16 protein-coding genes are annotated in these 18,191 nt (G+C 62.8%); 5 read left to right on the forward strand and 11 right to left on the reverse strand.

The genetic code is table 11. From position 1 onward, the window contains the following. Window positions 1–53: 53 nt before the first annotated feature. The gene (locus tag EKH55_RS13625; protein ID WP_069459099.1) at window positions 54–542 is read left to right on the forward strand and encodes a MaoC family dehydratase; all 489 of its coding nucleotides are present in this window, start codon (window positions 54–56) and stop codon (window positions 540–542) included. A 44-nt stretch (window positions 543–586) separates the two neighbouring features. Here the strand turns inward: EKH55_RS13625 and EKH55_RS13630 are convergent, their stop codons facing one another. Then, on the reverse strand, window positions 587–1,021 hold the full coding sequence (locus EKH55_RS13630; RefSeq protein ID WP_069459098.1) for a helix-turn-helix domain-containing protein: 435 nt from the start codon (window positions 1,019–1,021) through the stop codon (window positions 587–589). Window positions 1,022–1,089: 68 nt separating this feature from the next. Here EKH55_RS13630 and EKH55_RS13635 point away from each other — a divergent pair, with 68 nt between their 5' ends. Beyond that, window positions 1,090–2,310 carry an MFS transporter gene (locus EKH55_RS13635; protein WP_069459097.1) on the forward strand — a complete coding sequence of 407 codons (1,221 nt, stop codon included), beginning with the start codon at window positions 1,090–1,092 and terminating at the stop codon, window positions 2,308–2,310. A 69-nt stretch (window positions 2,311–2,379) separates the two neighbouring features. Here EKH55_RS13635 and soxG read toward each other — a convergent pair whose 3' ends face one another. The 4 genes from soxG to EKH55_RS13655 form a co-directional block, all read right to left on the reverse strand. After that, the gene (gene soxG / locus EKH55_RS13640; protein WP_069459096.1) at window positions 2,380–2,934 is read right to left on the reverse strand and encodes a sarcosine oxidase subunit gamma family protein; all 555 of its coding nucleotides are present in this window, start codon (window positions 2,932–2,934) and stop codon (window positions 2,380–2,382) included. Continuing rightward, window positions 2,927–5,923: a sarcosine oxidase subunit alpha gene (locus tag EKH55_RS13645; protein ID WP_069459095.1), complete on the reverse strand. Its 2,997-nt coding sequence runs from the start codon at window positions 5,921–5,923 to the stop codon at window positions 2,927–2,929. Before EKH55_RS13645 ends, soxG begins: the two co-directional genes overlap by 8 nt. Continuing rightward, window positions 5,920–6,261 carry a sarcosine oxidase subunit delta gene (locus tag EKH55_RS13650; protein WP_069459094.1) on the reverse strand — a complete coding sequence of 114 codons (342 nt, stop codon included), beginning with the start codon at window positions 6,259–6,261 and terminating at the stop codon, window positions 5,920–5,922. The genes EKH55_RS13645 and EKH55_RS13650 overlap by 4 nt, the downstream gene beginning before the upstream one ends. A 68-nt stretch (window positions 6,262–6,329) precedes the next feature. Continuing rightward, a complete protein-coding gene (locus EKH55_RS13655; RefSeq protein WP_069459093.1) occupies window positions 6,330–7,583 on the reverse strand; it encodes a sarcosine oxidase subunit beta family protein in 1,254 nt (417 codons plus the stop codon). 336 nt (window positions 7,584–7,919) lie between these two features. Between EKH55_RS13655 and rpsU the strand changes: the two genes are divergently transcribed. The 3 genes from rpsU to EKH55_RS13675 all read left to right on the forward strand — a co-directional run bounded on the left by rpsU (window position 7,920) and on the right by EKH55_RS13675 (window position 10,640). Continuing rightward, a complete protein-coding gene (rpsU, locus tag EKH55_RS13665) occupies window positions 7,920–8,132 on the forward strand; it encodes a 30S ribosomal protein S21 (RefSeq protein WP_012709405.1) in 213 nt (70 codons plus the stop codon). Window positions 8,133–8,373: 241 nt separating this feature from the next. Beyond that, the gene (locus EKH55_RS13670) at window positions 8,374–9,246 is read left to right on the forward strand and encodes a tetratricopeptide repeat protein (protein ID WP_069459092.1); all 873 of its coding nucleotides are present in this window, start codon (window positions 8,374–8,376) and stop codon (window positions 9,244–9,246) included. A gap of 173 nt (window positions 9,247–9,419) precedes the next feature. Then, window positions 9,420–10,640 carry an adenylate/guanylate cyclase domain-containing protein gene (locus tag EKH55_RS13675; protein WP_069459091.1) on the forward strand — a complete coding sequence of 407 codons (1,221 nt, stop codon included), beginning with the start codon at window positions 9,420–9,422 and terminating at the stop codon, window positions 10,638–10,640. Between the two features lie 249 nt (window positions 10,641–10,889). Here EKH55_RS13675 and EKH55_RS13680 read toward each other — a convergent pair whose 3' ends face one another. The 6 genes from EKH55_RS13680 to EKH55_RS13705 all read right to left on the reverse strand — a co-directional run bounded on the left by EKH55_RS13680 (window position 10,890) and on the right by EKH55_RS13705 (window position 17,896). Next, window positions 10,890–12,290, reverse strand: coding sequence for an NAD(P)(+) transhydrogenase (Re/Si-specific) subunit beta (locus EKH55_RS13680; RefSeq protein ID WP_069459090.1), 1,401 nt, complete (start codon window positions 12,288–12,290; stop codon window positions 10,890–10,892). Between the two features lie 10 nt (window positions 12,291–12,300). After that, window positions 12,301–12,711 carry an NAD(P) transhydrogenase subunit alpha part 2 gene (locus tag EKH55_RS13685; protein ID WP_015887714.1) on the reverse strand — a complete coding sequence of 137 codons (411 nt, stop codon included), beginning with the start codon at window positions 12,709–12,711 and terminating at the stop codon, window positions 12,301–12,303. Then, on the reverse strand, window positions 12,711–13,859 hold the full coding sequence (locus tag EKH55_RS13690; protein WP_151611600.1) for a Re/Si-specific NAD(P)(+) transhydrogenase subunit alpha: 1,149 nt from the start codon (window positions 13,857–13,859) through the stop codon (window positions 12,711–12,713). Before EKH55_RS13690 ends, EKH55_RS13685 begins: the two co-directional genes overlap by 1 nt. A 288-nt stretch (window positions 13,860–14,147) precedes the next feature. After that, window positions 14,148–14,372: an aa3-type cytochrome c oxidase subunit IV gene (locus EKH55_RS13695; protein WP_069459088.1), complete on the reverse strand. Its 225-nt coding sequence runs from the start codon at window positions 14,370–14,372 to the stop codon at window positions 14,148–14,150. Between the two features lie 200 nt (window positions 14,373–14,572). Continuing rightward, window positions 14,573–15,340, reverse strand: a complete 768-nt coding sequence (locus EKH55_RS13700) for an N-acyl amino acid synthase FeeM domain-containing protein (RefSeq protein WP_069459087.1) — start codon at window positions 15,338–15,340, stop codon at window positions 14,573–14,575. Between the two features lie 249 nt (window positions 15,341–15,589). After that, a complete protein-coding gene (locus tag EKH55_RS13705; RefSeq protein WP_151611601.1) occupies window positions 15,590–17,896 on the reverse strand; it encodes a putative bifunctional diguanylate cyclase/phosphodiesterase in 2,307 nt (768 codons plus the stop codon). Window positions 17,897–18,191 lie beyond the last annotated feature (295 nt).

Here is an 18,191-nt window from a genome sequence, read left to right on the forward strand (position 1 = left end):
GATCGGGGCGAGCGGCCTATAGATCGGCTGCACGGATTCCTCAGGAACAATACATGCCGCGAGAAATTTCACTTTCCGATGTCAAGGACCTGGTCGGCAAGGAGATCGGCGTCTCCGACTGGATCCTCGTAACGCAGAAGACCATCGACAACTTCGCCGAGGCGACGGGTGACTTCCAGTTCATCCACACCGACCCGGTGCGCGCGGCGGCGGAGACGCCCTTCGGCGGCACCATTGCGCACGGTTTCCTGTCGCTCTCTCTGCTTTCGGCGATGAACTACAATTGCCTGCCGAAGATCCGCGAGCAGACGATGGGCATCAATTACGGCTTCGACAAGGTGCGCTTCATGGCGCCGGTCAAGAGCGGCGCACGCGTACGCGGCCGCTTCACCATGGCCGACGCCCGCTTCCGCGGGGCGGGTATGCTGATGATCACCTATGACGCCACCGTGGAGATCGAAGGCGAGAGGAAGCCGGCGCTGACCGCGATCTGGCAGACCATCATACAGTTCGACCCGAAGGACCGGCCCGCGGATGTCTGAGGAGCGACGGGCGAGAACGGTGTTCGACCGGGCCGAACCGCAGATCATACTTTGTCCGTAGCCTTTCGGCGCCGCCCTGACGCAACCCGTCCGCGCGAGGCCGCCTTGACCAGCTTGCGAAAGCTCGGGCATTCGAGGTGACTCGCCGCTGGACAGTCGGCGACATGGCGAAGTGCGTCCCGCAATATCCGGAGATCCACCATCTGCCTCTGCAGGGCGTCCGCCTTGGCGTGCAGGTCGGCACGGGGAATCGCGAGTTCGCCGTCCCGGCCGAACATTCCCGCAATGGCTGTAAGGCTGAAGCCCGCTGACTTCCCAAGATCGATGAGCGACAGCTTGAGCAGGACGTCGACGTCGAACTGCCGCCGCAGACCGCGCCTGCCATAGGAACTGATCAGCCCGATTTCCTCGTAATAGCGCAGCGTTGAAGGCGGGACGCCTGAACGCCGGGCGACCTCGCCGATGTCGAGCGGATTCATCCTTGACCTCAAGTTGGCTTGAAGTGGCAGTCTCTTCCGGATCGGTAATTTCAGCAAGAGGAAAATCGATGGACAGCCTTGGAACTGCGGCGAAAAAGACAATCTGGCGGGATGCGCGGGCCATCACGCTCCTGACGGCAGCAATGCTCACGACGATGGCGAATGCGACCATCAGTCCCGCCCTGCCGGGGCTCCAGCGCCTCTTTGCGGAGGATCCGCATGCGGAGATATTGACACGCCTGCTCGTGCCGGCGCCTTCGTTGAGCGTCGCGCTTTCAGCCCCGATTGCAGGGTTGGCAGCGGATCGCTTCGGACGGCGAGGGCTGCTGCTCCTGGGCGTGATCCTGTTCGTTGTTGCGGGAAGTGCTGGTCTCTTCCTCCCGGACCTGCCGACGATTTTCGCCAGCCGCCTCGTTCTCGGGCTAGGCGTCGGCCTGATCATGACGGCACAAACGGCGCTCATCGGAGACTACTTCTCGGGCGCCGAGCGAAGCGCATTGACGGGTTTGCAGATCTCGGCGCGAAATTTCGGCGGACTGGTCTTCATCACCCTGGCGGGATGCGCTGCACTCCTTTCTCCCCGCATGCCTTTTTCGATCTATGCCCTGGCGATCGTCTTGCTGCCGCTGATGTGGAGGGTCATCGTCGATGTCTCGGCGCCCTCCCCAGGGCAGAGCGGCGGCGCGGCGGCGGGAACAGAGCGGACGTCGTGGCGACTGTTCTTCTCCGGGCTCGTCTTGCTCCAGGCACTGACGAATTTGCTCTTCTTCATCGTCCCGACGCAATTGCCGTTCTTCTTCGATGCGCATGGCCATGGCGGCGGCGTTACCGGGGCGGCGCTCGGCACGCTCATGCTCGCGGGCGGCCTCTTCGCGCTGCTCTATCCGCAGGTCCACCGGACAGTCGGCCATGCCGGTGTGTTCGTTCTCGGCTATGCGGCGATGGCGCTCGGCTTTGCCCTTTTATGCGTCGGGACGGATGCGCTTTCCTTTGCCGGCGCCGCTTCCATTGGCGCCGGATATGCGCTCGTCTCGCCCACCTTCCTGGCCCTCGTCCTCAATGTCGCGCCGGCACGGCGGCGCGGACTGGCGGGCGGGATCCTGACGAGCTCGGTATTCATCGGGCAGTTCTGCTCGCCGCTGCTCAGCACACCGGCGATCTCGGCCTTCCGCTACGAAGGCCTGTTTGGCGGAACCGCTTTGCTCCTGGCGACGATGGCTCTCGCGTCAGCGGCTTTTGCAGTGGTAACGCGCCTGCGCTCGGGAACGAGCCCCATCGCGTTGTCATGAAGCACTACAGCTCCGCGCGTCTTATCGGACGCGCGGAGCTGTAGGTCCGGTATTCGGGCCGCGTCCGGCTCAGTGCCCCGCGTCTTCGGCGCCCTCTGAAAGCAGACCGAAGACGAATGGCGCGAACGACCGCCAGCATTCGACTCGGAACGTGTCCTCGGCCGTGCGCAAGAGGACGATTTCGGCCTTGCCGAAAATCGTACGCGAGCAGGCGCCGACCGGGAAGAGCCGGAGCGACAGGTCCTGCGGGCAGCCGCTGTTGACCGCAATCTCGGCATCCGGACCGCTGACGATCACGGCGGTGTTGCGATGGGAGACATCGGCCGCCGAATGCAGCGTGCCGCTCGAAGCCGCCGCCGCCATCAGGTCGGCACCGTCCTCGTCGATCAGCAACCATTCGTCGGGTCCGAGCCAGAGCGCGTGACGTCGACCGGTCGAGGCGGACGTCTTCGCGCGCACGGGCAGCGTGACGCCGAGCGCAGCGGAGAGACCCGCAACCGATTCAGCCGGGGCGCGTAGCGACAGCCGCGAGGCGGGGGCGGCCGGAGTAATCATCGCCGCCGGTGAGCCGCCGCGGAGCCCCTCGAGCGGGGTCTTGCGAGTTGCCATTGCCTGGTCAGCCATGGAGGCGACCTCCTTCCTTGTCAAAGAACACCATGTCGCTCACTTCGACGGCGATGGTCCGATCCGCCATCGGTATGTAGAGCGTCTGCCCAAGGCGCGCGCGGCCGCCCGCGACGAGCGCCATTGCGATCGAACGGCCGCAATTCGGCGACCAATAGGACGACGTTACATGACCGAGCATGGTCATCGGCTTCGGCTCGTTCGGATCGGCGACGATCTGCGCACCTTCCTCCAGCACCACCTTCGGATCCTTGGTGAGCAATCCGACGAGCTGCTTGCGGCCGTCCTTGACGAGGTCGGGCCGCTTCAGGCCGCGAATGCCGACAAAGTCCTGCTTCTTCTTCGAGACCGCCCAGGAGAGTCCTGCATCGTGCGGCGTGACGGTGCCGTCCGTGTCCTGGCCGACGATAATATAGCCCTTCTCGGCACGCAGGACGTGCATAGTCTCGGTACCGTAGGCGCAGGCCCCCATGGGTTCGGCCTGGGCCCAGATTGCTTCCCACACCGCCTGGCCGTAATCGGCCGGGACATTGACTTCGAAACCGAGCTCGCCTGTGAACGACATACGGAACAGCCGCGTCGGCACGCCGCAGATGCGGCCTTCCACAACGCTCATATGCGGAAAGGCTTCGTTCGAGAGATCGATGCCTTCGACCAGCGGCGCGATGATCTCGCGCGCCTTCGGGCCTTGCACCGCGATGACCGCCCATTGCTCGGTCGTCGAAGTGAGCCACACCTTGAGATGCGGGAATTCCGTCTGCAGGTAGTCTTCCATGTGGTGGAGGACGCGCGGCGCACCGCCGGTCGTCGTCGTCACGTGGAATCGGTCATCGGCCAGCCGGCCGACAACGCCGTCGTCATAGATGAAGCCGTCGTCGCGCAGCATGATGCCGTAGCGGCAGCGGCCGGGCTTCAGATTGTCCCAGGCATTCGTATACATGAGATTGAGGAACTTGGCCGCGTCGGGGCCGACCACCTCGATCTTACCGAGCGTCGAGGCATCGAAAATGCCGGCGACGTCGCGAACGGTCTTGCATTCGCGGGCGACCGCCTCATGCATGCTTTCGCCGGCCCTCGGATAGTACCAGGCGCGTTTCCAGTTGCCGACATCCTCGAATTCTGCGCCACGCGCCTCCTCCCAGGCATGCATCGGTGTCTTGCGGGCCGGGTCGAAGAGGCTGCCGCGCGAGTGGTTGACGATCGTGCCGAAGGTCACCGGCGTATAGGGCTGGCGGAAGGTCGTCAGTCCCACCGCCGGGATTTCCCTGCCGAGCGCTTCCGCCGCGATCGCAAGTCCATGCATGTTGGAGAGCTTGCCCTGGTCGGAAGCCATGCCATTCGTCGTGAAGCGCTTGATGTGCTCGATCGAGTGCATGCCCTCGCGCACGGCGAGGCGGATGTCCTTGGCGCAGACATCGTGCTGGAAGTCGATGAAGGCCTTGACCGTCGTATCGGCCCCCGCCCCTTCGGCCGCGCCGATCATGCCGCCCGTCCACTCGAAGGCATTCTTGCCGGTCAGCGATACCTGCGCGCCGCCTTCGGCGCCGGCAGCGCGTGCAGTCAGTTCACCTGCGGCAAGCGCTTCGTCAATCGTCGCCTGCAGATCGTCGGTGCCGTTACAGGCGCCGATCGAAAGGCAGTCCTGCGCGTAAATGCCCGGCAGGAACCGCTCCGTCGGCGCGTCGAACTTCACCTTGCCGCGCGACTGCGAGAAGAGGTGTACCGACGGCGTCCAGCCGGCCGAGACCAGAAGCGCATCCACGCCGATCTTGCGCCGGCCGCCGCCACCACCGTTGCGGGCGACACTGATGGAGGCGACGCGAAGCTTGCCAGCGGTGTCCACGACGGAGTGGCCGGTCAGCACCTCGATGCCGAGGCTGCGGGCCTGCTGAAGCACCGCCTCGCTCGGTTTTTCACGGCAATCGACGATCACGGGAACCGCAACCCCTGCCCTTTTGAGATCAAAGGCTGCCTCATAGGCGGAATCATGCGCGGTATAGACGCCGACCTTCTTGCCTACGGCGACGCCGAAATGGTTGAGATAGGTGCGGCCGGCCGATGCCAGCATGATGCCCGGGCGGTCGTTATTGGCGAAGACCATGTGGCGCTCGATCGCGCCATTGGCGAGGATCACTTTTTTCGCACGCACCTGCCAGAGCCGCTCGCGCGGCAGCGCCTTTTCCGGCGCAGCGAGATGATCGGTGACGCGCTCGACGAGAGCGACGTAATTGTGGTTGTAGTAGCCGAAAGCGGTCGTGCGCGTCAGCAGCTTGACATTGTCCGAGTCCGCGAGCGCCTTGCCGGTTGCCTGCGCCCACTCGTAACCCGGCTGGCCGTCTATGAGGGTGCCGGTGTCGTAGTGAAGCGCACCGCCGACTTCAGCCTGCTCGTCGCACAGGATGACCTTGGCCCCGGCCTTGGCTGCGGCGAGTGCGGCCGAAAGACCGGCTACGCCGGCGCCGACCACCAGCACGTCGCAATGGACGTAACGGCTGGCGTAGTGATCCGGATCGGCCTCCGTCGGGGTGACGCCGAGGCCGGCTGCGCGGCGAATGAAGGGTTCGTAGAGAGCGTGCCACGCCGCCTTCGGCCACATGAAGGTCTTGTAGTAGAAGCCCGCGGCGAAGAAGGGCGACAGAAAATTGTTGAATCCGCCGACGTCGAACGAGAGGGAAGGCCAGCGGTTCTGCGACGACACCTTCATGCCGTCGAAAACCTCCTGAACGGTCGCCCGCACGTTGGGCTGCCGGCGCGCGGCGTCGCGCGAGACGTCGAGCAGCGCGTTCGGCTCCTCGGCGCCCGCCGAAAGGATACCGCGCGGACGGTGGTATTTGAACGAGCGGCCGACGAGATGGATATCATTGGCAAGCAGCGCCGAGGCGACCGTATCGCCTTCGAGTGCCGTCAGCGAGCGGCCGTCGAAGGTGAAGCGGGCCGTGCGCGCCGGCGTCAGGCGCCCAGCACCCGAAATGCGATTGACCCCGGTCATTGTGCTGCTCCTTCGAGGGCTTCATAGGTTTCGACCATTGCCGGCGTCTTCGGCTTCGCATCGATATCCGGTTTCGGCTCGCCCGCCTTGTAGGTGGTGATGAAGCGATCGCTCACCGTGTCGCGGGCGGCATTGAAGAAGCGGCCGCAGCCATGCATGTGCCGCCATCTCTCGAAAATTACGCCCTTCGGGTTTTCTCGAAGAAAGAAATAGGCCTCGAACTCTTCGTCGCTGATCTCGGCCATGTTGGTCGGTCGGACGATATGGGCATCGCCGGCATTGCGGAATTCGAGCTCGGAGCGCTCTTCCTCGCAGTAGGGGCAATAGATCAAAAGCATCTGGAATGTCCTCGCGTTAGAGCGCCGCGCGTTCCCTCGAACGCGCGAAGATCGCTCTATCTTCCTAACTAGTGCGCAACAGCGGCGGCAGCCGCCTCGTCGATGAGCCGACCGGTGCGGAAGCGATCGAGCGTTAGCCCCGCAGCGAGCCGGTGCGGCTCGCCCCGCGCGATAAGATAGGCAAAGAGATTGGCCGAACCCGGCGTCGCCTTGAAGCCGCCCGTTCCCCAGCCGGCGTTGAGATAGAGACCCGGCACCGGCGTCACGCCCTGGATCGGTGAGCGGTCCTGGGTGACGTCGACGATGCCACCCCATTGCCGCATCATCTTGACGCGACGGAACATCGGGAAGAGCTCGCAGATCGCATCCAGCGTATGGGTGATGATCTGCAGGCCACCGGTCTGCGAATAGGAGTTGTACTGGTCGGTGCCGGCACCGATGACGAACTCGCCCTTGTCGGACTGCGAGATATAGGCATGCACCGAGTTGGACATGACCACACAGGGAAAGATCGGCTTCAGCGGCTCGGAAACGAGCGCCTGCAGCGGCTGGCTCTGCAGCGGCATACGCACGTCCACCATCCGCATCAAGGTCGACGTATGACCGGCAGCGGAGATGCCGATCTTCTTCGCACCGATGAAGCCGCGACTGGTGTCGACACCGGTGACGCGTCCGGTTTCATCACGACGAATACCGGTCACCTCGCAGTTCTGGATGATGTGGACGCCGCGGTCGGAAGCCGCGCGCGCATAGCCCCAGGCGACCGCATCGTGGCGCGCCGTGCCGCCGCGCCGCTGCAATGCCGCGCCGTTGATCGGATAGCGGGCGGTCTTGGCGATGTCGAGCGGCGGACAATAGGCCCTTGCCTGCTCCGGCGTCAGCCACTCATTGTCGATGCCGTAGAGCCGGTTGGCGTTGATGTGGCGCTTGAAGGACTGCTGGTCGTGAATGTTGTGCGACAGCATCATCACGCCGCGCGGCGAGTACATGACGTTATAATTGAGGTCCTGCGACAGGTTTTCCCAGAGCTTCAGCGAATGCTCATAAATGTCCATGCTCTCTTCATAGAGATAATTGGACCGGATGATCGTCGTATTGCGGCCGGTATTGCCGCCGCCGATCCAACCCTTTTCGAGCACGGCGACATTGGTGATGCCGTGCTCTTTCGCCAGGTAGTAGGCGGCGCCGAGACCATGGCCGCCGCCACCGATGATGATCACATCATATTGCTTGCGCGGCTCAGGCGAGGCCCAATGCGGTCCCCAGCCCTTGTGGCCGCGCATCGCTTCGCGCGCCACGGCAAAAACAGAATATTTGCGCATCCGCCTGCTACTCCATGAACCCCGGTGAACCTTCCTGTTGCCGTTAGAAATCGCAAATCCAAAGCCTGCGCAACGTTTCTTTTGCGACGCGATCCGACGGACTTGGACGGAACTGCGACATGAAGGTGCGCCATGGGTCGACGCGGCGAACAGCGCTGACGACCAGCCGGCTTGCGCTCCCGACCGATTATTTGCCCGTCGAAACGATCTCGCGCTGGACTTTCCGTCCCCGATCTGGTATCCGCTCCATTAATCGCAAGGCTCCGGCTCAGCGAACGCAGAATTATTGCCTCCCAGATGGTGAGGCTCTAACGCCAACAAAGGAACGGGATTCACGTGCAGGTACTTGTCCGCGATAACAACGTCGACCAGGCGCTCCGCGCTCTCAAGAAGAAGATGCAGCGCGAAGGCATTTTCCGCGAAATGAAGATGCGTGACTTCTACGAAAAGCCGTCCCAGAAGCGTGCACGCGAGAAGGCCGAAGCTGTTCGGCGCGTGCGCAAGCTGGCTCGCAAGCGCGCACAGCGTGAAGGCCTTCTGGCCCGCTGATCGTCGTTTTTTCGACGCTTTCCGATGTAAATCGTGGCGGGGGCGAATTATCGCCGCCGCCTTTTTTATATGGACACCTGGTCCGTCGGCAGTCTAGCCTGCCTGCATGAACGGTCGACGGCCAACCCCCGGGAAGAACAGGCCGGTTCGCCACGGGCATTGACGGGACCGGCGCCTTCGCCGCTCTCCGCCTACGGAAAGCCACTCGGACCTTGAGGAATCGACTTTGAAATTTGCTGCCATGACTGCGGACGTCTCCGGTTTCGCCATCCACGAGGCTCGCCGCCGCCACCAGCGCAAGCCGATGCTTACAGCCATGCTGATCATCAGCTCCGCGCTCGTTGCCGGATGCCAGACGGCAAACAACACCGAATCGATGATTCGCGTCGAACGGGCACAAGGCTCGGAAGAGAATATCGCCTCGCTATCGAGCGTGATTGCTTCCAACCCCAGCGACCCGGAAGCGTACAATGTGCGCGGCTCCGCCTATGGCCGCGCCGGCGAATTCCGCCGTGCGGTCGCCGACTTCGACCAGGCGATTCAGCTCAATCCCCGCTTTTACCAGGCCTATGCCAACCGTGCGCTCGTCCAGCGCAACCTCGGCAATCAGGAAGCGGCACTCGCCGACTATAACGCGTCGCTGCAGATCAACCCGAGCTATGACGTCGCCTATATCGGACGCGGCAATCTCTACCGCCAGGCCGGCCAGCTCGATGCGGCCTTCAACGATTTCAACAAGGCCGTCCAACTCGACACGACGGATCCCCGCGCCTATCATAATCGCGGCCTGATCTATCAGGCGCGCAAGGAGCATGCCCAGGCGATCGAGGATTTCTCGACTGCGATCTCGCTGTCGCCCAGCTCTCCGGAGCCTTATAATGGTCGTGGCATCTCCTATGCCGCCCAGGGCGACGACGAGAATGCCTTCTCGGATTTCAACACCGCCATCAACCTCAACGGCAAGCTGGCCGAGTCCTGGGCCAACCAGGCGCTGATCTACGAGCGCCGCGGCGACAAGGCCAAGGCGCAAAAGTCCTACTCGCATGCACTACAGCTCGATCCCAAATACGAGCCCGCCCGCGCCGGTCTTGCCCGGGTCAAGGCAATGTCCTGAGGTCTCCGGCATGGCTCTCACAGCGCCGCGCGTCTACTGCATGTCTCCTTTAATCGACCTCGATTAATGGAGGGCAGGCAGGTACCAGTTGATCTTGCGCGCCGCAGCACGGCACGGCACTGTGCGTGCGCATCGGCGACACCGGTGTCCGCAAAGCCGCGACGGGATACGGTATGAAAGAGCAGCAGATCCGCGACATCCTTCGGTGGGTTTCGGAACAGGGGCTCCAAGGCCTCAAGGAACAGGATCTGCTTGCCGGTTTCTGCGAGCAATGCCTTGCTGCCGGCCTTCCTGTCGATCGGGCGCTCGGCATCATCGATACGCTTCATCCAGAATTCGAGGGGCGCGCCTACCAGTGGCTCAGCGATAGCGACGAAATCCCCGAGGTCCTGCATTACGGCTCGACCACCAGCGGAGAGGCCCTGGCGAACTGGCAGCGTTCGGTCTTCTTCCAGATGCTCCAGCAGCAGCAAGGCGAGCGCCGTATCCGCTTGGCACTCGAACAGCACGTCCCCTTCGCACCCCTCGAACGGCTGAGAGCCGAGGGACACGCCGATTGTCTTTGCTTCGTTCACCATTTCACCGACCGCGGTCGCGTCGGAGCGATGGACTGCTTTTACTCCAACTGGACGACGAAGGACGATCGGGGCTTTAGCGACGAAGATATGGAGGCGCTGAGGGTACTGGTGCCGACGCTCGCCCTCGCCGTCAAGGCGGCCTCCTGTATGCGCATCATCGGCACCCTTGCGGATGTCTATCTGGGCGAGGATGCGGGCCGGCGCGTCGTCGAAGGCAGAATCGAGCGGGGCGCGGTCGAACGCATCGAAGCCGTCATGTGGTTCTCCGATCTGCGGAATTTCACGCGGATATCCGATAGCATTGCGCCGGAGGAGATCATTCCCTTTCTGAATGATTACTCCGGCACCGTCATCGGCGCGATCCATGACCACGGCGGCAGCGTGCTGAAGCTGATCGGCGACGGAGTTCTGGCGATATTCAACGACGGTAAACCCGCCGATGCCTGCAGCGCCGCAATCGCTGCCGAGCAACAGTTGCGGCTCATGCTGATGGAACTCAATACGCGTCGGCTTGAAGAGGGAAAGCCCGTTACCGACGTCTCGCTCGGCCTGCATATCGGAGAGGTCTTCTATGGCAATATCGGCAGCCAGGACCGACTGGATTTCACGGTTGTTGGACCGGCCGTCAATGAAGTGAGCCGCATCGTCGCCATGTGCCGTTCGGTCGAGCGGCAGGTGATCATGTCGTCCGAGTTCATAGCGGCGTGCCCGCCGCTTCACCGCGCCAATACCGTCTCGCTTGGCCGCTTCGCACTGCGCGGCATTGCCCGGGCGAAGGAGCTCTTCACCTGGGACCCGGAGATCGCGGCCGGCTAATTCGAATTGCTCATGTCGGCGCAGGACGCGGAGGAACGCTCTCACCCCCCTCCACTCACAGCGAGACAACTCTCCTTCTCCCCGTCAGGATAGAGAAGGTACCGTTAGGCGGATGAGCGGCGGATGCGCTCAATCCTGCGTGATCCGCTCCGCAGCGCCACGCTCTTCTCAGACGCGCAAAGGCCGTGCAACGCTTAGAATCTGCGCATCGAGATTTCCAAAAATCGGGCACGATTTTCGGGCGATACGCTAATGATTGATCGCCTTGACGATCTCCTCGGTGACCTTCTTGGCGTCGCCGAGCAGCATCATCGTGCCATCCTTGTAGAACAGCGTGTTGTCGATGCCGGCATAGCCGGAACCGAGCGAGCGCTTGACGAACAGGCAGGTTTTGGCCTTGTCGACATCGAGGATCGGCATGCCGTAGATCGGCGAGGTCTTGTCGTCGCGCGCCGCCGGATTGGTGACGTCGTTGGCGCCGATGACATAGGCGACGTCGGCCTGCGCGAACTCGGAATTGATGTCCTCGAGCTCGAACACCTCGTCATAGGGCACGTTCGCCTCGGCCAAGAGCACGTTCATGTGCCCCGGCATGCGGCCGGCGACCGGGTGGATGGCGTATTTGACCTCGACGCCCGCCTCCTTGAGCTTGTCGGCAAGCTCGCGTAGCGCATGCTGCGCCTGCGCGACCGCCATGCCGTAACCCGGCACGATGATCACCTTCGAGGCGTTCTGCATCAGGAATGCGGCATCGTCGGCCGAGCCCTGCTTGACCGTCTTCTGCACGCCGTCGTCGCCTGCGGCAGCCGCCGTCTCACCGCCGAAGCCGCCGAGAATCACCGAGACGAAGGAGCGGTTCATGCCCTTGCACATGATGTAGGAGAGGATCGCACCGGAAGAGCCGACCAGCGCGCCGGTGATGATGAGCGCCAGGTTGCCGAGGGTAAAGCCGATGCCAGCCGCCGCCCAGCCGGAATAGGAGTTCAGCATCGACACCACCACCGGCATGTCGGCGCCGCCGATGGGGACGATGATCAACACGCCGAGCGCCAGCGACAGGAGGACGATCGCCCAGAAATTGAAGTGGCTCTCGGTCAGCGCCAGGCCGACGATGAAGAAGATGACGAGCGCGCCAAGCGCCAGGTTGATCAGATGGCGGTAGGGCAAAAGGATCGGCTTGCCGGACATGCGGCCGTCCAATTTCAGGAAAGCGATCACCGAGCCGGTGAAGGTGATCGCGCCGATGGCGACGCCAAGCGCCATCTCGACCAGCGCCTGCGCGTGGATCGACCCGACCTCGCCGATGCCGAAGGAGGACGGCGTATAGAGCGCGGCGGCGGCGACCAGCACCGCCGCGAGACCGACCAGCGAATGGAAGCCGGCGACGAGCTGCGGCATCGCCGTCATCGGGATGCGCCTGGCGATATAGGCGCCGACGCCGCCGCCGGCGGCGAGACCGAGCACGATCAGCAGGAAGCCGCCCATCGAGGGCTGCGCCAGGAAGAGCGTCGTGACGATGGCGATCGCCATGCCGACCATGCCGTAGGTATTGCCCTTGCGGCTGGTGGTCGGGTGCGACAGCCCCCGCAGCGCCATGATGAACAGCACGCCGGAGACGAGATAGAGGAAGGCTGCAAAATTCGCGTTCATCGGTCCCGCCTCACTTTTCTTTCTTCTTGTACATGGCGAGCATGCGCTGGGTGACGAGGAAGCCGCCGAAGATGTTGACCGAGGCAAGCACCAGCGCGACGAAGCCGAAGCCGGTGGCAAGCCCGGAAGCGGAGATACCGACGGCAAGCAGCGCGCCGACGACGATCACCGAGGAGATCGCGTTTGTCACCGCCATCAGCGGCGTGTGCAGCGCCGGCGTCACCGACCAGACGACGTAATAGCCGACGAAGATCGCCAGGACGAAGATCGCCAGGCGGAAGACGAAGGGATCGATTGCGCCGCCGGTCGCACCATGAGCAACGGCCCCGGCCGCGTCCGGCACGTATTCGGCGGCGGTCCTGACCGCCTCAACCGCCCGTTCGAGGTCTGTCAGTGCCTTGTCCAACAGTTCATTCGCCATCACTTGTCCCCCTCTTTCGCGCCGCCGAAGGCCGGGTGCACGATCGTGCCGCCGTGGGTCAGCGCCGTCGCCTTGACGAGTTCGTCGTCCATGTTGACCGCCAGTCGTTTTTCCTCCTTGGAGACCAGCGTCTCCATGAAGGTGACGAGGTTCTTGGCATAGAGCAGCGAGGCGGAGGCGGCGATGCGGCCGGGCACGTTGAGGTGGCCGATGACCTTGACGCCGCCGATCTCGACGACCCTGCCGGCTTCCGCCCCCTCGACATTGCCGCCGCGCTCCACGGCAAGATCGACGACGACGGAGCCGGGCTTCATCGCATCGAGCATCGCGCGGGTCACCAGCCGCGGCGCCGGCCGGCCCGGGATCAGCGCCGTGGTGATGACGATGTCCTGCTTGGCGATGTGCTCGGCGACGAGCGCCGCCTGCTTCACCTGGTAGTCCTTCGACATTTCCTTGGCGTAGCCGCCGGCGGTCTCGGCCGCCTTGAACTCCTCGTCCTCGACGGCGATGAACTTGGCGCCGAGCGAGGCGACCTGTTCCTTGGCGGCAGGTCGGACGTCGGTCGCCGACACCATGGCACCGAGGCGCCGCGCCGTGGCGATCGCCTGCAGGCCGGCGACGCCGGCGCCCATGACGAAGACCTTGGCCGCCGGCACGGTGCCGGCCGCCGTCATCATCATCGGCAGCGCCCGGTCGTATTCATGAGCCGCGTCGATCACCGCCTGGTAGCCGGCGAGGTTCGCCTGCGAGGACAAAACGTCCATCGACTGGGCGCGGGTGATGCGCGGCATCAGTTCCATCGCGAAAGCCGTGAGCCCGGCCTTCGCCATCGCGGCGATGGCCTCCTCGTTGCCATAGGGATCCATGATGGCAATCACCAGCGCGCCCGGCTTGTAGCTCTTGATCTCGTCCACCGTCGGACGGCGCACCTTCAAAACGACGTCGGCGCTCTTGGCGTCCTTCGTCGTGCCGATCCGCGCACCGGCCTTTTCGTACTCCGTATCGAGAATGCGCGACGTCAGCCCCGCACCGGCCTCGACCACCACCTCGAAACCGAGTGACGCCAACTTTCTGACGCTCTCGACCGATCCGGCGACACGCGGCTCATTCGGGTCGGATTCCTTGGCTATAAAGACGATCTCGCTCAATAGTCCCCCTCCACCGGCCCGCACTAGGTCTGGATGGCGGGCATCTAGTTCGATTTGCCGAATGGGCCGCTCGCGTAGCAAGCCAGATCGCCCCCGATCCAAGCAAAGCCATGCGGCACTATTCAAAAGTATTGCAGCGATGGAATCGCTGTAGCGCGGGCACTCTTCGCTCGAAGGCGGTTTTCACCGCCGCCGAAACCAATGCTCCTCACAGGGTGAGGGAAAACCGGATAGCCCTCCGGCAGGGAAGACGGGGCATCCTCGCCCCCGCCTTCGGCAAGGCAGGTGTTAGCGCAGGAAGAAATAACCCGCGACATTGAGGAGGATGAAAAGGATCAGCGAGCTGAAGAAACCCATGGTCGTGAAGAAGCCGGCGGCCATGGCGATCAGCAATGCGACGCAAAACAGCGTGCCGTACTTGGTTGCGTTAAGGAAGAAGTTGTAGGTCTTCTCGTGCTCGGAATAGTCCATCGGAGCGCCCGTCTCGACCGGTCCCGAATGATGCTCTGCCATCGTCAAATACTCCAGAATGCTGCGGCACCGCCAATGGGCGGGCACATGATCCACGAATGGAGCGCCTGCGCGGAACGCACAGGATACCCCCGTGGTTTCCGCATACACAATGCGCGGGACGTTCGCAATGAAAACCCGCCTGCTTGCGCCGCGGCATGGTCAGTGAAGCAGCAGAAACGACGCCGAAAAGCGCCGCATCCTTATGTCCCGCGCGAGAAAATCTTGCCGTATCCGCCCTGCGCGATGCGCGCCGTCGGCAGGATGGTTAGCGGCGCGAACGGCACCTCCTCGCGATCGGCAAACATCAGCCGCCGTTCGAAGGGCTCGGAATCGAAAATCGGATAGCGGTCGAGAATCGAGGGGCGCTGGCCGCGCACCTGCGCCACCAGAAGTGCCCCGTCGGCATTGTAGACGCCGAGATTTTCGCGCAGCGCCACAACGGTCTCCGATTGGAAGATGCGCTTGTAGAAGCCCGCGTGACGCGGACGGCACGCAGTCAGGCAACGGTCGGCGGAGAAATATTCGCAAGCCATGGCGACCGGACGCAGCGTTAGGTAGGGCAGCGCCCTGAGGTCGTCTCCGAGTAGATCCGGATCAACCGCCAGCCTTCCGGGGTCGATGAGCACCATGCCGGCATCCAGGAAAGCATCGATTTCCGCGCCGAAGATGATGCCGGACGTGCTGGCGCGATGGTCGGGCGTCACATGGTGCACACGCACGGTGCTCGCCAGTCGCTCGTCGAGATAGATGCCGAAGACATAGGCCTGACTGTCGAAATCAAGCTCGTCGAGGAGCCTGGCGTCGGTCAGTTCCATCAGGTTCACGGCCTTGTAGGCCTTGTATCTCAGCCGCGCAATGTCCTCCATGTCCTCGCTGCTCTCTACGCGCCGGTATTCCACCCGGTCGAGCAGCAGCATAAGCCTTTCCGAAAAACTGCCTGATTTCGCCTGGTGTCCACTGTCGCCCATCGCCGCCCCCCAAGGTTAACAAAACGTCAACCTATTGAGTGGCGAAGGACCGACAACACCAAATTGGCACAGTTGACGGTTAACCTATTGTTAACCTTAACAAAGGGTTAACAACCATGGTTAAGACAAGGTATAGAAAGCCCCGGCACCACTTGTGTCTATGGTGTTGCGGTCCAACGGAGGCCAGGCTGGGCGGAGTGCTTTGAAGCCCTTCAGGTCGGTTGCGCATTTCGGAAATATTCAGGGGCTTCAGGCAATGAGAGTACGCGAGGTTTGTGCGCTTCGCTTGCGCGCTCTCTTCTGGCAGAGAGCGGCGACCGCGGATCCCGGCATCGGCGCCGAGAAGACGAAGCCCTGGATCAGATCGGCACAGCCATGCTCGCTCAGGAGCTGCAACTGGTCGACCGTTTCCACGCCCTCGATGACGACCTTCAAGCCAAGCGATCGAGCAAGGGCGACCGCGCCGAGCAGGACCTTGAAGCGCCGCGAGTCCTTGCGAATGTTGCGAACGAAGGACCGGTCGATCTTGATGACGTCGACCGGGAGTGCGTCGAGATAACTGAGGCTCGAATAGCCGGTGCCGAAGTCGTCGATCGCGATCGTGATGCCGCGCTCGCGCAGTTCCTGAAGAACGGCCTGGACCTTGACCGGCTCATCCATCAGGCAGCTTTCCGTCACCTCCAGATGCAGCCGGGCCGGGTTCAGCCCCGTCTGTTCCAGGATCTCGGCGACGACGTCGACGATCTCGGTTCGAAGGTCGAGGACGGAAAGGTTGACCGAAACGGATAGTTCCGCTGGCCAGGTGAGACAGTCGCTGCAGGCCTGCCGCAGGACAAAGCGCGTGACGTCGGTCACGAGCCCCATCTCCTCCGCCAGTTGAATGAAGACACTCGGCGGGACCGGTCCACGCTCCGGATGGGTCCAGCGCGCCAAAGCCTCGCAACAGGCGACCCGCGACCCATCGGGCAGGAACATCGGTTGATAGGCGACCTGAAGTGCTCCGGCGCCGAGCGCTTCGCGCAGGTCGCTCTTGAGCTTCTGCCGTTCGCGGTAGCGCGCATCCATCTCGCTCTCGAACGCCGTACAGCCTCCCTTGCCGCGGGCCTTTGTCTCCGATAGCGCCAGATCGGCTTTGATCTGCAGGTCTTCCAACCGGAAGTCGCCGCCCTTCGCAATGACGAAGCCGGCATTCATCGTCACATCGAAGGGAAAGCCCCCGGCCGCATAGTTGCCGCACATGCAGAGGTGAACGGCGCGAATCCGCTCTTCCAGATCGGCGCCATTGGTCCCGTTCGGAAAGAAGACGACGAACTCATCGCCCATCAATCGCGCCGCGATCGCATCGGTCCCTTTCACCAACCCCTCGAGCCGTTCGCCAATAGCCTGGAGCAATTTATCGCCGATCACATGGCCCCGCGTGTCGTTGACGTGCTTGAACTCCGCGACATCGATGAGCAGAAGCCCGACGTGGCGGTCCGGCGCGCCATCGGCGACAGCGTTCCGGGCCAGTTCGGCAAAATAGGCGCGGCTCGGCAGCCCGGTCAGCGCGTCGAAACGCGCCATCTGTAGGATCTGGTGTTCCGCTTCGACCCGCGCCGTCACGTCCTCGAAGATCAGCACTATCTCGCCGTCCTCACGCCGGTTCGCCGAGAACTCGAGAAAGACATCGTCCGAAATCGAGATGAGCGCTCGGGAGCGCTTTCCCTCGATCAAAAAGTCGATCTGGCGAACGATCGTGTCGCTCTTCTTCGGGTCGAGCGCCATTCGTCGGGCGCCGCCCGCGAGCACCTCGCCGATGGGCCGTCCCTTCAGTTCCGCCCGGTCGCCGAGCTCCAGAAGCACGCAGGCGCGTTCGTTCGAGACCACGATACGACCGTCGCCGTCCAGCATGAACAGGCCGTGCGTCATGTGGTTGAGCGCCGCGTCGAACTGCCCGGCAATGGTCCTGATTTCGCGTGCGGCAAGGGCGTTCTCGTAAAGAACGCCGCGCAGATTGCTCGCCATCATCCAGGTTGCGAGTATGAACGGCAGGATAAGCACCGCGAGCACCAGCATGAACGGGTCCCGGAGAGTGAGGAGACCGATCATGATCGGCACGCAGGCCGACGATGAAAGCAGGAGCACCACCCGTTCGGACCCATAGTTCCTGCCGACCAGCGCGATCATCGACGCGAGCGTCACGGATACGCAAGCGAGTTCCGAAAATGGCTCCCGGGTAACGGCAACGGCATAGCCGCAGGCGACTCCCAGGGTCAGCGTGACACCCATGCCGCCGACGATATACCGGTTCTCCCAGCTTCTGATCATTGCCCGATTGGCGCCGGAGAAATCCTGGTGATCGAAGCGGTTCATGTCGAGGTTGCGCAGGCACCAGGCGATGGCAATTGCTGCGGCGCATGCCAGATAGAAGGAATCCGAGCTCTTGAGGAAGACAATCAGAAACGCCACGACATGCGACAGCATGCCGATCACCAATGTCCGGCGATGTTGGTAGAGCGAACTCACATACGACAGGTAGATATCCGTCGGAAGAGCGCCCTGTTCATTGCGCGTCATGCAACAAAGCTCCGGTTTACCGGATTGTTAAGATCGAGATTTTAACGAAAGATTTCTCCCTACCCTCGCATGAGAGATGGTCAGCTGCAGAAAAACCCCGAGCCTCCGATGGAAGTTCAGCCCAATTTCAACCCTGTCTTGCGTTTGGCGCCTAATAAGGTCAGGTTTTCGCAACCAGGCATTGGTATCGCAATAGAGACGGATTGGGAACGCGACTTGAACAATTCTGAAAAGCATAATCCGAAGCGTCACACTTACCGCGCGAAATGGTTACCTGATCTTGAAAGACTGCTTC

Origin of the sequence: Sinorhizobium alkalisoli (assembly GCF_008932245.1) — a bacterium.
Lineage (GTDB): Bacteria > Pseudomonadota > Alphaproteobacteria > Rhizobiales > Rhizobiaceae > Sinorhizobium > Sinorhizobium alkalisoli.

Coding starts and splice junctions, on each gene's coding strand:
- soxG (WP_069459096.1), bottom strand. CDS start 2,934: ATGGCTGACCAGGCAATGGCAACTCGCAAGACCCCGCTCGAGGGGCTC.
- EKH55_RS13655 (WP_069459093.1), bottom strand. CDS start 7,583: ATGCGCAAATATTCTGTTTTTGCCGTGGCGCGCGAAGCGATGCGCGGC.
- EKH55_RS13645 (WP_069459095.1), bottom strand. CDS start 5,923: ATGACCGGGGTCAATCGCATTTCGGGTGCTGGGCGCCTGACGCCGGCG.
- EKH55_RS13705 (WP_151611601.1), bottom strand. CDS start 17,896: ATGACGCGCAATGAACAGGGCGCTCTTCCGACGGATATCTACCTGTCG.
- EKH55_RS13635 (WP_069459097.1), top strand. CDS start 1,090: ATGGACAGCCTTGGAACTGCGGCGAAAAAGACAATCTGGCGGGATGCG.
- EKH55_RS13630 (WP_069459098.1), bottom strand. CDS start 1,021: ATGAATCCGCTCGACATCGGCGAGGTCGCCCGGCGTTCAGGCGTCCCG.
- EKH55_RS13700 (WP_069459087.1), bottom strand. CDS start 15,340: ATGGGCGACAGTGGACACCAGGCGAAATCAGGCAGTTTTTCGGAAAGG.
- EKH55_RS13670 (WP_069459092.1), top strand. CDS start 8,374: ATGACTGCGGACGTCTCCGGTTTCGCCATCCACGAGGCTCGCCGCCGC.
- EKH55_RS13675 (WP_069459091.1), top strand. CDS start 9,420: ATGAAAGAGCAGCAGATCCGCGACATCCTTCGGTGGGTTTCGGAACAG.
- EKH55_RS13650 (WP_069459094.1), bottom strand. CDS start 6,261: ATGCTTTTGATCTATTGCCCCTACTGCGAGGAAGAGCGCTCCGAGCTC.
- EKH55_RS13625 (WP_069459099.1), top strand. CDS start 54: ATGCCGCGAGAAATTTCACTTTCCGATGTCAAGGACCTGGTCGGCAAG.
- EKH55_RS13695 (WP_069459088.1), bottom strand. CDS start 14,372: ATGGCAGAGCATCATTCGGGACCGGTCGAGACGGGCGCTCCGATGGAC.
- EKH55_RS13680 (WP_069459090.1), bottom strand. CDS start 12,290: ATGAACGCGAATTTTGCAGCCTTCCTCTATCTCGTCTCCGGCGTGCTG.
- EKH55_RS13685 (WP_015887714.1), bottom strand. CDS start 12,711: ATGGCGAATGAACTGTTGGACAAGGCACTGACAGACCTCGAACGGGCG.